Below are 12028 nucleotides of genomic sequence, written 5' to 3'. Positions count from 1 at the left end.
GGCGAAGTGGGCGTGTCGCGCCGGCCCGCCGGTCCCTAGATTGGACCGCCCGTGACCGCATCCACCGGGAAGTGCACATGATCAGCATTGGCAGGCTCCAGCCGTCCGACCGGCCCGCCTGGGAGGCGCTGTTCCGCGCCTACATCGACTTCTACCAGCGGACCGAGCCCGACGAGATGTACCGGCGGGCCTGGGAGGAGTTCGAGAAGGACACCAGGGTGCACGCGCTCGGCGCCAGGCTGGACGGCGAGCTTGTCGGGATCACCCACTACCTCTACCACCCCAGCACCTCGAAACCGGACGCGGACGCCTGCTATCTGCAGGACCTGTTCACCGCGCCGGAGGCGCGCGGCAAGGGGGTGGCGCGGGCGCTGATCGCGGCGGTGACCGAGGAGGCCAGGGAGCGCGGCTGCGGGCGCGTCTACTGGCACACCCAGGAGTCGAACAGCACGGCGCGGCGCCTGTACGACAAGGTCGCCGAGAACCGCGGTTTCATCGCCTACCTGATCCCCCTGCCCTAGGCGGCCGGCCCGTCGGCGTGGGCATCATCACACCGGCCGCGGCGCTGCCGCGGCCGTCCCATGCGTTACCTTTTGTACTGACTGGTCAGTTCTAAAAGGGAGTCGTGGTGATCGTCGCGAAGGGTCTGTCGGTGCAGGGGGTGTTCGCCGACGTCTCGCTCGAGGCGGGCGCGAACTCCCTCACCGTGGTCGCGGGCCCGACGGGCAGCGGCCGGACGAGCCTGCTGCTGACGCTCGCGGGCCGGATGCGGCCGACGGGGGGCACCCTGCAGGTGGCAGGGCACACCAGGCCGCGCGCGATCCGCAGGGTCGCGGCCCTGGCGCTGGTCGACGGGGTGACCGACTTCGACAAGGCGCTGACCGTCCACGAGCACCTGCACGAGCGCCGCAGGGGGCGCAAGCACCACGCCGAGGCCCTCGAGGGGGCGGGCCTCGAGGTGGATCCGCGGACGCTCGTGCGGGAGCTCGACAGGGAGCAGCGGGTACGGCTCGGCGTCGCGCTCGCGCTGCTCGACTCGCCCGCTGTGATCGTCGCCGACAACATCGACGCGGGCCTGCCGCCCCAGCGCCAGCTCGCGCTCTGGAACCTGCTCAGGGACCTGCGCGCGACCGTGGTCGCCTCGTGCGTGACCCCGCCCGCCCGTCACGACCACCTCGTGGAGCTGTGAGATGAAGGAGTTGCGCCGGTTCTCCCGGTCCCGGCTGACCAGGGCGGCCATCGCCGGCGTGGTGATGCTCCCCCTGCTGTACGCGGGCCTGTACCTGTGGTCGTTCTGGGACCCGCAGGGCCACCTCGACCGGGTGCCGGTCGCCCTGGTGATGGAGGACCGGCCCGCCGACGCCGACGGCAAGACGCTGCACGCGGGCCGGGACCTCGCCGACGAGCTCGCCGAGCGCAAGGTCTTCGACTGGCACGCCACCACCGCCGCCCAGGCCTCCGACGGCGTGCGCGACGGCAGCTACTACCTGTCGCTGACCGTCCCCGCCGACTTCAGCGCGCGCCTGGCCTCGCCCGCGCAGGACGGCACGCCCTCCCCCGCCCAGCTCGGCGTCGAGGTGGACACCGGGCGCTCCTACATCATGGGCTCGATCTCCGACGCCGTCTTCAACGAGGTCAGGGCGGCGGCCGCGCAGACCGCCGTCCGCGACTACCTCGACCAGGTCTTCGTCTCGATCGGCGACATGCACGACAAGACCGCTGAGGCGGCCGACGGCGCCGACGAGCTGCACCAGGGCGCCAACAAGATCGACAAGGGCCTGGGCAGGACCGAGAACGCCACCCAGCAGCTGTCGGAAGGCCTCGGCAAGACCAGGGACGGCGCCCAGCAGCTCACCGTCGGCCTCGGCAGCGCGAACACCGCCACCGGCAAGCTCGCCACCGGCTCCGCCAAGGTCACCAAGGGCCTGGTCACCGCCCAGGACGGCCTGGCCAAGCTCGGCACCGGGCTGACCAAGCTGGGTGACGGCGCCGCGAAGGTCGCCGCCGGCAACAAGCAGGTCTACGACCAGGTGCACGCCAACGCGGACAAGGTCAACGGCGCCGCCGACACCTACATCCCGGTCCTGGAGGAGTGGGGGCCGCGCGTGGGCGAGGCCGCCGACCGCATCGCCGACGGGCTCGACGCGATAGCCGACGGGCTGGGCACGTCCTCGCCGCAGGGCGCCGACCGGGTGAGCGGGGCGGCCCAGACGGCGGCCGGGCGGGCGCAGGCCGTCCAGGACTATCTGGAGTCACACCCGGACGCCGACCCCGAGCTGCGGCGCCTGGCCGGCGCGGCGGTCTCCTCGGCGCAGTCGGTCGTCGACAGGGCCGCCGCGATGGGCGGGCAGGACACGGGTTCCGTCTCGCGGGACCGTGTCGCGCAGTTGCAGCGGGAGGCCAGGGAGCTGGCCGCCGGCGCGCGCAAGGTGGCCGAGGCGGCGCCCAAGGTGGGCCCGCAGGTGGCGGCGCTGCGCGAGCAGTACAACCAGCTGGACGCCGGTCTGGCCAAGCTGGCCGACGGCGCGGCGCAGGTCAACGCGGGCATCGCCAAGTCGGGCACGGCCGTCGGCAAGCTGACGACCGGCGTCGGCAAGCTGGCCGACGGATCCCAGCAGGTCACCGACGGCCTCGGCAAGCTCGGTGGCGGGCTGGTGAAGCTCACCGACGGCGCCACCCGGCTTCGGACCGGCGTCGGCCGGCTGAACGACGGCGCCGACCAGCTCCACACCGGCGTCGGCAAGCTGCACGACGGTTCCGGCAAGCTCAGCGACGGCTCGAAGGAGCTGGCCGACGGGCTGTCCGACGGCGTCGAGCAGATCCCCGACTACAGCCGGTCCGAGCGTGACGGGCGCACCGACATGATGAGCGACCCCGTACGGCTGGCGAAGTCCGTCGAGAACGAGGTGCCCAACTACGGCACCGGGTTCGCGCCGTTCTTCGTGCCGCTGGCGCTCTGGGTGGGTGCGATGATCGCCTACATGGTGCTGCGCCCGCTCAACCCCCGCCTGCTGGCCGGTTCGGCGGGCGCGCTGCGGGTGGCGCTGTCCGGCTGGGTTCCGGCCTTCGCGCTCGGCGCCGCGCAGGTCGGCGTGCTGCTGGCCGTGCTGAGGTTCGCGCTGGGTCTGGAGGCGGCGCACTGGGCGGGCGTGGCGGGCCTGCTGCTGCTGGCCACGGGCGCGTTCATGGCGCTCGTCCAGGCGGTCAACGCGCTGCTCGGCGCGCCCGGCAGGGTCGTCGCGCTGGCGCTGCTGATGCTGCAGCTCACCTCGGCGGCGGGCACCTACCCGATCGAGACCTCGCCCGGCTTCTTCCAGACGATCTCGCCCTGGCTGCCGATGAGCTGGCTGGTCTCGGCCCTGCGCCGGCTGATCAGTGGCGGCGATCTCACCGTCGTGTGGCAGGCTGGCGGCGTGCTCACCGTGTTCCTCCTCCTCGGGCTCGCGCTCACGGTCCTCGCCGTGAACAGGGGCCGCACCTGGTCGGTCCAGCGCCTGCACCCGGAGCTGTCGCTGTGACCAGGCCGGAGACCCGCCTCAAGGTGTTCGCCGCGGCGATCGAGCTGATCGCCGAGCAGGGCTACTCGGCCACCACCGTCGACGCGATCGCCGAGCGCGCGGGGGTGGCCAAGGGCACCGTCTTCTACAACTTCGGCACCAAGGAGGCGCTGTTCGCCGCCCTGCTCGAGCACAGCATCGAGCGCCTGGCCGCCGCGCTGGGCGAGGCGGCGGTGGGCGACACCGCGCTGGCCGCGCTCGACGCGGCGGTGCGCGGCCAGCTGGAGTTCTTCGAGCAGTACGGCGCCTTCGCCAGGGTGCTGCTGGCCGAGATGTGGCGCACCGCCTGGCAGCAGGCGATCGTCACGTTCCGCTCCGAGGTGCTCGGCGTCTACGCGGACGTGCTGCGCAGGGCCGTCGACGAGGGCGCGGTCCGCAAGGACCTCGACGTCGACACGGCCGCCACCGCCATCTTCGGCATGGTGCTGACCGTCACGATCGAACGGCGGGCGCTGCACCCCGACCGCCCGCTCGACGAGACCCACCGGACCCTGGTCGAGCTCCTCCACGGACGCGTCAGGTAGGCCTGCCGGCCCTTCCCGCAGCCGCGCGGAGACCCGCGCCGCCTGCCGATCACCGGCACGAGAACCGCTCGGCGGAGACCGGCCGCCGGCTGAAGCGGGACCTGATCGCGGAACTTGTTCGCGGTGCTGAGCTGGGCCGGCAAGGCCAAGCGGGCGACCGCCCGCGGCTTCCTCGACTACGTGCGCGCGCCCGAGCAGCAGGCGCGGTTCGCCGCGTACGCCTTCCGCGGCCACGATGGCACGGCGGGCGAGCTCATCACCGAGGACAACGGCCTGCTGCCGCACCAGCCCGCCGCCGTGCTGCGGCCTCCGGCGCCCAAGGTGCTGGACACGCTGCTACGCAGCTGGGGCGAGCTGCGCAAGCCCGCGAACGTGCTGATGGTGCTCGACACCTCGGGCTCCATGGGCGCCGACGTGCCCGGCACCGGCAGGACCAAGCTGGATCTGGCCAGGCGGGCCGCCGTCAACGCGCTCCCCCAGTTCGGCGGCCAGGATCGGGTCGGCCTGTGGCGGTTCTCCAGCACGCACGCCGAGCTGTCGCCGATGACGGCCATGACCGGCGCCCACCGGGCCGAACTCGCCCGCGCCATCCGGAGCCTGTCTCCGAGGGGCGGCACCGCGCTCTACGACACGACGCTGGCCGCCTACCGGCACGTGTCCGCCGTGCGGGAGGGCGAGGCGATCGACGCGGTGGTGTTCCTGACCGACGGCAAGAACGAGGACGCCCACAGCATCGCGCTGGAGGACCTGCTGCGGGAGCTGCGGGAGCGGTCGATCAGGGTGTTCACCATCGCGTACGGCGAGGACGCCGACCTCGACGTGCTCCGCGAGATCTCGGAGACGACCAGCGCGGCCGCCTACGACTCCCGCGAACCGGGCAGCATCGACCAGATCTTCACCGCGGTGACCAGCAACTTCTGACCCGGTCGGCGGCTAGTGGATCAGGCGGGGCCCGAGGCGGCCAGTGACCGGACCGGCAGGTCGTAGACGCGGCGGACGCTCGTGCCCGACAGGCTCAGATCGGCGCCGTAGACGTGCAGCGAGACGCCGATCTCGGCGCTGGTGTTGACCACCTTGTGGATGTCCCCCGGCGGCGCGAACCCCGAGACGTCTCCCGGCGGGTTGTCCGTACGGCCGATCTCGACCAGGTGGTCGCCCATGTCGCGGTAGAGGGTCTCGTGCTCGTTCCCGCTGAGCACGCCGAACGCGCACCACGCCACGTGGTCGTGGATCACCGTCTCCTGGCCGGGCCGCCAGACCACGGTCACGATCGAGAAGTCCTTCTCGGCGTGGCGGACGGTGGAGACGTAGCCGCCGGGATCGCCGCGCCGTTCCTCGGGCGTGAGCAGGTCGGCGGGGTCGGGCAGGTTCGCCCGCAGGAAGTCGGCGACGGCGAACGCGGTGTGGCGCGGGTCGAGCCGTTGGCCGGTGATGTCCCTGATGGAGCGCAGCAGCTTGTCCATGCCTTCCACGCTCCTCTCTCTAGACCGATAGGTCCAACAGAAGTTTTTTGGCATATTCATAGACATGCTTGATGTTGTACGGCTTCGCGTGCTGGTGGCTGTTTCGCGTACCGGCTCGCTCACCGCCGCGGCGAAGGCGCTGCACTACTCGCAACCCTCCGTCAGCCACCACCTGTCCAGGCTGGAAGCCGAGACGGGGGCCAAGCTCGTCGAACGGGTCGGCCGCGGCATCCGCCTCACCGAGGCGGGCAAGCTGCTGGCCGACCGCGCCACGGAGATCATCGGCCGCCTCGACGCCACGGCCGAGGAACTGGCCGCCCATGTCGGCCTGCGCTCGGGCCGCGTCCGGCTGGCCGCCTTCCCCTCGGCGCTCGGCACGTTCGTGCCCACCGCGGCCGCGCAACTGGCCGCCGCCCATCCCGGGCTCCAGCTCACGCTCACCGAGACCGAACCACCCGAGGCGCTGCGGCTGCTGCGCGCCGGACGCGTGGACGTCGCGGTGATCTTCCGGTACGACGACACGGCACCGGAGGACAGCGGGATCGGCATGACGCACCTGCTGGACGACCCCAGCTTCCTCGTGACGCACGACGGCCACGGCACGCTCGCCTCGCACGCCACGTCGCGGTGGATCGGCGGCTGCGACCGGTGCCGGAGCCACCTGCTGGAGCTGTGCGCGCAGGCCGGGTTCGAGCCGACGATCTCGTTCACGAGCGACGACATCGTGGCGGTGCAGGCGCTGGTGGCGGCGGGGATGGGCGTGACCGTGCTGCCGGGGCTCGCCCTGCGCGCCCACCGCCACCCGGCGGTGTCGGCGCAGGAGATCCCCGGGTCGACGCGGCACGTGTACGCGGCCACCTACGGCGCCCTTCCCCTGCCGCCCGCCACCGCCGCCCTCCTCCACGCCCTCCGCGCCGCCTGCTGACCCCGATCACCGTCCCGCCGTCACGGCGCCCCTCGGCCGGGCCCCGGGCGGACCCCGCCCGTCGAGCCGGGTCTCGCCTGGCGAAATGCCGTTGTCCTCGGGGAACGGCGGTTCTTACCATGGCGGCATGCCGGATTTCGCGACACTCGCCCTCTTCTGCCTGGCCACGATGGCCCTCCTGCTCGTGCCGGGACCCGCCGTGGTCTTCATCGTGACCAGGAGCGTCGCGCAAGGGCGGGTGACGGGGCTGATCTCGGTGCTCGGCATCCACACCGGCTCGATCGTGCACGTGGCGGCCGCCGCGTTCGGCATCAGCGCGGTGCTGGCGGCCAGCGCGACGGCGTTCACCGCGGTCAAGTGGCTGGGTGTCGCCTACCTGGTGTGGCTGGGCGTGCGCAAGCTCATGACCAGGTCCGACAACGGCGAGACGGCGACGTTGAGCAGCCACTCGAGGTCGAGGGTGTTCTGGGAGGGGTTCGTGGTGAACGTCCTCAACCCGAAGACCGCGATCTTCTTCCTGGCGTTCCTGCCGCAGTTCGTGAAGCCGGAGGCGGGCCCCGTGGCGACGCAGATCGTGCTGCTCGGCGTGGTGTGGATGGCGCTCGGCATGCTCAGCGACGGCGCCTACGCCCTGCTCGCCTCGGCCCTGTCGGGACGCCTGCGCCACTCGGCCCGCGCCCGGCGCCGCCTCGACGTGAGCAGCGGTGTCGTCTACCTGGGCCTCGGCGCGGCGGCCGCGTTCACGGGAGAGCCCGCCAGGGCCTGACCCGGCGCGCGACGCGGGTCACCGTTCCCGGAGGCCCGCGTCATCGACGGCCGAGGACCTGCTCCCTGGCCCAGCGGTAGTCCGCCTTGCCCGCCGGCGAGCGCATCATCTCGTCCACGAACGCGTACGTGCGCGGCACCTTGTACCCCGACAGGCTGCTCCTGCAGTGCGCGTCCAGCTCCTCCTCGGTGACCCGCATCCCCTTGCGCGCCTCGACGACCGCCGCGACCCGGTTGCCCCACCGCTGGTCGGGCACCCCCGTCACCACCGCGTCGAACACCGCCGGATGCCCCTTGAGCACCGCTTCGACCTCTTCGGGGAAGACCTTCTCGCCGCCGGTGTTGATGCACTGCGACCCGCGCCCGAACACGCTGATCGTGCCGTCGGGCTCGACCGTCGCCAGGTCGCCCGTGAGCAGCCAGCGGGTCCCGTCCGCGTCGGTCACGAACGTCCGCGCCGTCTTGTCCGGATCGTTGTAGTACCCGAACGCGATCCGGCCCGCCTTGGCCAGCGTGCCGAGCGCGCCGGGCTCGACCGGCCGTAAGCGCTCGTCGAGCACCGCCAGCCGGGTCGCGCCGGCCGTGTTCGGCTGGTAGCGCAGCCCCTTCTCCGGGGTGGAGCCCGCCACGCCGGAGGCGGTGAACCCCGACTCGGTGGAGCCGAAGTTGTCCAGGATCATGGTGTTCGGCAGCAGCTCCTGGAGCCGGTCGCGCACCGCGCCGCTGAGGATGGCACTGGTCGAGCTGATGACGAACAGCGACGAGAGGTCGTGGTCGCCCGCCGCGATCTCGTCGGCCAGCGGGCGGGCCATGGCGTCGCCGGTGATGTTCATCGACAGCACCTTCTCCCGCTCGACCGCGCGCAGCACGTCGGCGGGGTCGAACCTGCGGACGTACACCATGGTCGCGCCCATCCACCAGGCGATGAACGTGGCCATCTGCGTGGCTCCGTGCATCAGCGGCGCCACGGCCATCATGACGATCGGGTCGGCCTTGACCGCCTCCTCGATGACCTGCTCGGGGGTCTCGCGCGGCTCGCCGTACGGGTTGCCGCCGCCGAAGCCCATGAACAGGTCCTCGACGTGCCACATCACACCCTTCGGCATGCCGGTGGTGCCGCCGGTGTAGATGATGTAGAGATCCTGGCCGGACCGGGGCTCGAACCCGCGGGTGTCCGGCTGGTTCTCCAGCGCCTCCTCGTACGGCACGGCCGTCGCGACGGCCGGCCGGCCGCCCACGGCGATGAGGTGGCGCAGCTCCGGCGCCTGGGGCGCGACGGCGGCGACGCGCGCGTCGAACTCCACGTCGTAGACGAGGGCGGCGATGCGGGAGTCGGTGTAGAGGTAGAGAAGTTCGGCCTCGACGTAGCGGTAGTTCACGTTCACGGGCACGGCCCGCAGCTTGAGGGCGGCCAGGAGCGTGGCGATGTGCTCGATGCCGTTGTAGAGCTGCATGCCCACGTGGTCGCCCTGGCCGATCCCCTGCTCGCGCAGGTGGTGGGCGAGGCGGTTGGCGTGCGCGTCGAGCTCGGCGTAGGTGAGCCTGCGCTCGCCGCAGACCACGGCGACGCGGTCCCCGATGGCGTCGGCGAGACCTTCGAACAGGTCGGCGTGGTTGAACTCCATCGGGCCTCCTGGCATGCCTCTCAGCGAACGGGTGTCAGGGTTTGTCGGAGCCGACGATCCACATGGCGAAGAACTGGGCGCCGCCGCCGTAGGCGTGCCCGAGGGCCCGGCGGGCCCCGTCGACCTGGTGTTCGCCGGCCGTCCCTCGCACCTGCAGCGCCGCCTCGGCGAAGCGGATCAGCCCCGAGGCGCCGATCGGGTTGGAGGACAGCACGCCGCCGGAGGCGTTCCACGGGATGTCGCCGTCCAGGGCGGTGGCGCCCGACTCGGTGAGCTTCCAGCCCTCGCCCTCGGCCGCGAATCCGAGGTTCTCCAGCCACATCGGCTCGTACCAGGAGAACGGCACGTACACCTCGGCGACGTCGATGTCGCGTCGCGGGTCGGCGATGCCGGCCTGGCGGTAGACGTCGGCCGCGCAGTCCTTGCCGCCCTGCGGGTTCACGGTGTCGCGGCCGGCGCGGAAGATCGGCTCGGACCGCATCGCCGTACCGTGGACCCAGGCGGGGCGGCCGGTGACCGCGGACTCCGACGCCAGGACGACGGCGCACGCGCCGTCGGAGGAGGGGCAGGTCTCCAGGTAGCGGATGGGCTCCCACAGCATGGGCGTGGACTCGACCATCTCGCGGCTGATGCCGGGGATCTTCAGGTGGGCATAGGGGTTCTTGAGCGCGTTCTGGCGGTCCTTGACGGCGACGAGCGTGCCGACGTGGCCGGGCGCACCGGTCCTGCGGATGTACTCGCGGATGTGCGGGGCGAAGTACCCGCCCGCCCCGACGACCAGGGAGGAGTTGAACGGCAGGTGGGTCGACAGCGCCCAGGTGGCGTTCGACTCCGACTGCTTCTCGAAGGCCACGACGAGCACGCGCTCGTGCACCCCGCCCTGGATGAGGCTCGCCCCGACCAGCGCGGTCGAGCCGCCGACGCTGCCGGCGGTGTGGACGCGCATCATCGGCTTGCCCGCCGCGCCGAGGGCGTCGGCGAGGTAGGACTCGGGCATCATGACGCCCTCGAACAGGTCCGGCGCCTTGCCGATGACGACCGCGTCGATGTCCTTGAACGTCAGGCCCGCGTCCTCCAGCGCGCGGAGCGCGGCCTCGCGGACCAGGCCGGCGATGGAGACGTCCCTGCGCTTGGTGGTGTAGTGCGTCTGCCCGACGCCGATCACCGCACAACGGTTACCCATGCCGCTCACCGCTCCTCGTCCGACTGGTCATCCCGCCTCCATCACGGTCACGAGGTTGTGCTGCAGGCAGGGGCCGCCGGCGGCGTGCCCGACGGCACGGCCCGCGGCGCCGTCCATGATCCGCTGGGCCGCCTCGCCGATCCTGATGAGCCCGGTCGCCATGACGGGGTTTGCCGACAGCGCCCCGCCCGACGGGTTGATCACCGTCGAGGACGGCAGCTCCAGCGCCTGCCGCAGGATGATCTCCTCATGGCTGAAGGAGGCGTGCAGTTCGGCCACGTCGACGGGTCCCTTGCCGACCCCCGCCGCGCGGGCGGCGTCGGCGGCGGAGGCGGACCTGGCCAGGTCGCGCACGCCCAGGTAGTGGGGTTCGATGCGGTGCGCGATGCCCCTGATGTAGGCGGGGCGGGAGCGGATGCGCCCGGCCAGGTCGCCGGCCGCCAGCACCACCGCGGCCGCGCCGTCGGTGATCGGCGCGATGTCCCACTCCTTCAGTGGCTCCACCACGAACTCGCCCTCCTCCAGCGGCAGGTGGAGGGCGTTCGGGTTGTTCAGGCCGTCCGTACGGCTGCGCCTGGCGATCGCGTCGAGCTCGGCTCGGTCGGCGCCGAGCGCGCCGGCCTGCAACGCGGCGAAGGACAGCTGGTCGAGCCCGAGTGGCTCCAGGTAGTAGGGGTCGAGCTGGAGCGTCATGATGGTGCGCAGGTCGCCGAGCGACGACTTGCCGAAGCCGTAGACGAGCGCGCTGTCGACGTCGCCGTGCTGGAGCCGTACCCACGCCTCGTAGAGCGCCCACGCCCCGTCCATCTCGACGTGCGACTCGGAGATCGGCGGCCACGCGCCGAGCGCGTCGAGCGCGGACACGAACGAGAACGGCGCGCCGGCGAGGTAGTCGCACGAGCCCGAGCAGGTGAACCCGAACGTCGACAGGCCCGACTGCTCCCGCACCGCCCTGATGACGGGCAGGATCAGCTCGGGCTCGGACAGTCCCGTGTCGTGGGCGGTGTGCCTGGTCTGGGCGAAGGCCACGACGGCCACGTCACGCATCACAACTCCACGTCCGGCTCGCCGGTGGGGGCGAACCACTTGATGTTCGACATCGAGAGCGTGCGCTCGTCCTCGGGCACCCAGACGGCCCGCACCCGCATGCCCTGCCGTACCTCGTGCGCGGGGATCCCGCCGACCAGGGCGATCATCGGGATGTCGGCGCCGTCGAGCAGGATGTAGGCCGAGACGAACGGGACCTCGGGGGCGCGTGGGTCGGGCAGGTTGTTGATCGCGAAGGTGGTGATGGTGCCGGTGTCGGGCAGCGTCACCTCCTCGCTGATCGGGTTGCCGCACCCGGGGCACGTCAGGCGGTACGGCACGTAGACCTTGTCGCAGACGGCGCACCTGCCGCCGATGAAGATCCCGTCCCTGACGCCGTGGAGGAACCTGGTGAGGGCCGGGCTCGCGGTCAGCTTGTAGGCCGCCCTGATCGGCGAGACGATCTTCGTGACTTCGGGGGCGAAGTGGGAGATGTCGGTGATGTGGCCGGTGCGGGTGGCGCGCCAGACCGGGCGGACCCTGGTGCCGGGCGGCAGCGCCTTGGGGTTGCCCGCGTCGACGGCGTGGACCAGTGCGGTGTCGGCGCCGTCGAGCCTGATCAGGGCCCAGGCGAAGGGGCGGTCGAGCGGGTGCCCGTCCAGCGGCCGCCGTACCCATGCCGAGGCGGTGACCGTACCGGCGGGCCCGACCTCGACCCACTCGCCGGTGACGGGATCGCCGGTGGCGGGGTCGTACTCCAGCGGCGGCACCAGCGTCCTGCCCTCGCCGGTGCGCACCCCCACGAGCCTGCCGTCCCTCAGCTCGGTGAGGAAGCGGCCGATGACCGGTCCCGTCGTCCTGGTGTAGCCGCCGGGAAACTCCAGCACATGGTCGGCGGTCAGCGCGCCGACCGCCTCTCCTTCGGCGGTCAGCGCGCCGGTCGGCCCGTCTGCGGTCAGC

12 protein-coding genes are annotated in these 12028 nt (G+C 72.1%); 7 read left to right on the top strand and 5 right to left on the bottom strand.

The window, feature by feature from the left end:
- Positions 1 to 77: 77 nt before the first annotated feature.
- The 5 genes from ABZX22_RS20710 to ABZX22_RS20690 all read left to right on the top strand — a co-directional run bounded on the left by ABZX22_RS20710 (position 78) and on the right by ABZX22_RS20690 (position 5002).
- Positions 78 to 521 carry a GNAT family N-acetyltransferase gene (locus ABZX22_RS20710; RefSeq protein ID WP_354911320.1) on the top strand — a complete coding sequence of 148 codons (444 nt, stop codon included), beginning with the start codon at positions 78 to 80 and terminating at the stop codon, positions 519 to 521.
- 107 nt (positions 522 to 628) lie between these two features.
- Positions 629 to 1189, top strand: coding sequence for an ATP-binding cassette domain-containing protein (locus tag ABZX22_RS20705; RefSeq protein WP_354911317.1), 561 nt, complete (start codon positions 629 to 631; stop codon positions 1187 to 1189).
- Between the two features lies 1 nt (position 1190).
- Positions 1191 to 3518, top strand: a complete 2328-nt coding sequence (locus tag ABZX22_RS20700) for a YhgE/Pip domain-containing protein (protein WP_354911316.1) — start codon at positions 1191 to 1193, stop codon at positions 3516 to 3518.
- A complete protein-coding gene (locus tag ABZX22_RS20695; protein WP_354911313.1) occupies positions 3515 to 4081 on the top strand; it encodes a TetR/AcrR family transcriptional regulator in 567 nt (188 codons plus the stop codon). The genes ABZX22_RS20700 and ABZX22_RS20695 overlap by 4 nt, the downstream gene beginning before the upstream one ends.
- Before the next feature lie 123 nt (positions 4082 to 4204).
- Complete coding sequence (locus ABZX22_RS20690; RefSeq protein ID WP_354911310.1) at positions 4205 to 5002, top strand: VWA domain-containing protein; 798 nt, start codon at positions 4205 to 4207, stop codon at positions 5000 to 5002.
- Positions 5003 to 5022: 20 nt separating this feature from the next.
- Here ABZX22_RS20690 and ABZX22_RS20685 read toward each other — a convergent pair whose 3' ends face one another.
- Positions 5023 to 5544: a cysteine dioxygenase family protein gene (locus ABZX22_RS20685; protein ID WP_354911307.1), complete on the bottom strand. Its 522-nt coding sequence runs from the start codon at positions 5542 to 5544 to the stop codon at positions 5023 to 5025.
- A 64-nt stretch (positions 5545 to 5608) separates the two neighbouring features.
- Here ABZX22_RS20685 and ABZX22_RS20680 point away from each other — a divergent pair, with 64 nt between their 5' ends.
- Both ABZX22_RS20680 and ABZX22_RS20675 read left to right on the top strand, forming a co-directional pair.
- Positions 5609 to 6469 (top strand): LysR family transcriptional regulator, encoded by an 861-nt coding sequence (locus ABZX22_RS20680; protein WP_354911304.1) that lies wholly within the window; start codon positions 5609 to 5611, stop codon positions 6467 to 6469.
- A 127-nt stretch (positions 6470 to 6596) separates the two neighbouring features.
- Positions 6597 to 7235: a LysE family translocator gene (locus ABZX22_RS20675; protein ID WP_354911302.1), complete on the top strand. Its 639-nt coding sequence runs from the start codon at positions 6597 to 6599 to the stop codon at positions 7233 to 7235.
- Between the two features lie 40 nt (positions 7236 to 7275).
- Here ABZX22_RS20675 and ABZX22_RS20670 read toward each other — a convergent pair whose 3' ends face one another.
- The 4 genes from ABZX22_RS20670 to ABZX22_RS20655 are packed head-to-tail and all read right to left on the bottom strand — an operon-like array spanning position 7276 to position 11970.
- Complete coding sequence (locus ABZX22_RS20670) at positions 7276 to 8859, bottom strand: acyl-CoA synthetase (protein WP_354911299.1); 1584 nt, start codon at positions 8857 to 8859, stop codon at positions 7276 to 7278.
- A 34-nt stretch (positions 8860 to 8893) separates the two neighbouring features.
- A complete protein-coding gene (locus ABZX22_RS20665) occupies positions 8894 to 10042 on the bottom strand; it encodes a thiolase domain-containing protein (protein WP_354911298.1) in 1149 nt (382 codons plus the stop codon).
- 27 nt (positions 10043 to 10069) lie between these two features.
- The gene (locus ABZX22_RS20660; RefSeq protein ID WP_354911296.1) at positions 10070 to 11089 is read right to left on the bottom strand and encodes a lipid-transfer protein; all 1020 of its coding nucleotides are present in this window, start codon (positions 11087 to 11089) and stop codon (positions 10070 to 10072) included.
- Entirely contained in the window at positions 11089 to 11970 is an 882-nt protein-coding gene (locus ABZX22_RS20655; RefSeq protein ID WP_354911470.1) for an OB-fold domain-containing protein, read from the bottom strand. Before ABZX22_RS20655 ends, ABZX22_RS20660 begins: the two co-directional genes overlap by 1 nt.
- Between the last annotated feature and the right edge of the window lie 58 nt (positions 11971 to 12028).

Source organism: Nonomuraea sp. NPDC003804 (assembly GCF_040610675.1).
Taxonomy (GTDB): domain Bacteria; phylum Actinomycetota; class Actinomycetes; order Streptosporangiales; family Streptosporangiaceae; genus Nonomuraea.
The sequence above is the reverse complement of the archived record's forward strand: the minus strand, read 5'-3'. Positions and strand labels throughout refer to the sequence as shown.

Bases quoted from the DNA above. Each gene is read 5' to 3' on its own strand.
- ABZX22_RS20670 (WP_354911299.1), bottom strand. From the start codon at position 8,859: ATGGAGTTCAACCACGCCGACCTGTTCGAAGGTCTCGCCGACGCCATC.
- ABZX22_RS20680 (WP_354911304.1), top strand. From the start codon at position 5,609: ATGCTTGATGTTGTACGGCTTCGCGTGCTGGTGGCTGTTTCGCGTACC.
- ABZX22_RS20700 (WP_354911316.1), top strand. From the start codon at position 1,191: ATGAAGGAGTTGCGCCGGTTCTCCCGGTCCCGGCTGACCAGGGCGGCC.
- ABZX22_RS20660 (WP_354911296.1), bottom strand. From the start codon at position 11,089: ATGCGTGACGTGGCCGTCGTGGCCTTCGCCCAGACCAGGCACACCGCC.
- ABZX22_RS20685 (WP_354911307.1), bottom strand. From the start codon at position 5,544: ATGGACAAGCTGCTGCGCTCCATCAGGGACATCACCGGCCAACGGCTC.
- ABZX22_RS20710 (WP_354911320.1), top strand. From the start codon at position 78: ATGATCAGCATTGGCAGGCTCCAGCCGTCCGACCGGCCCGCCTGGGAG.
- ABZX22_RS20675 (WP_354911302.1), top strand. From the start codon at position 6,597: ATGCCGGATTTCGCGACACTCGCCCTCTTCTGCCTGGCCACGATGGCC.
- ABZX22_RS20665 (WP_354911298.1), bottom strand. From the start codon at position 10,042: ATGGGTAACCGTTGTGCGGTGATCGGCGTCGGGCAGACGCACTACACC.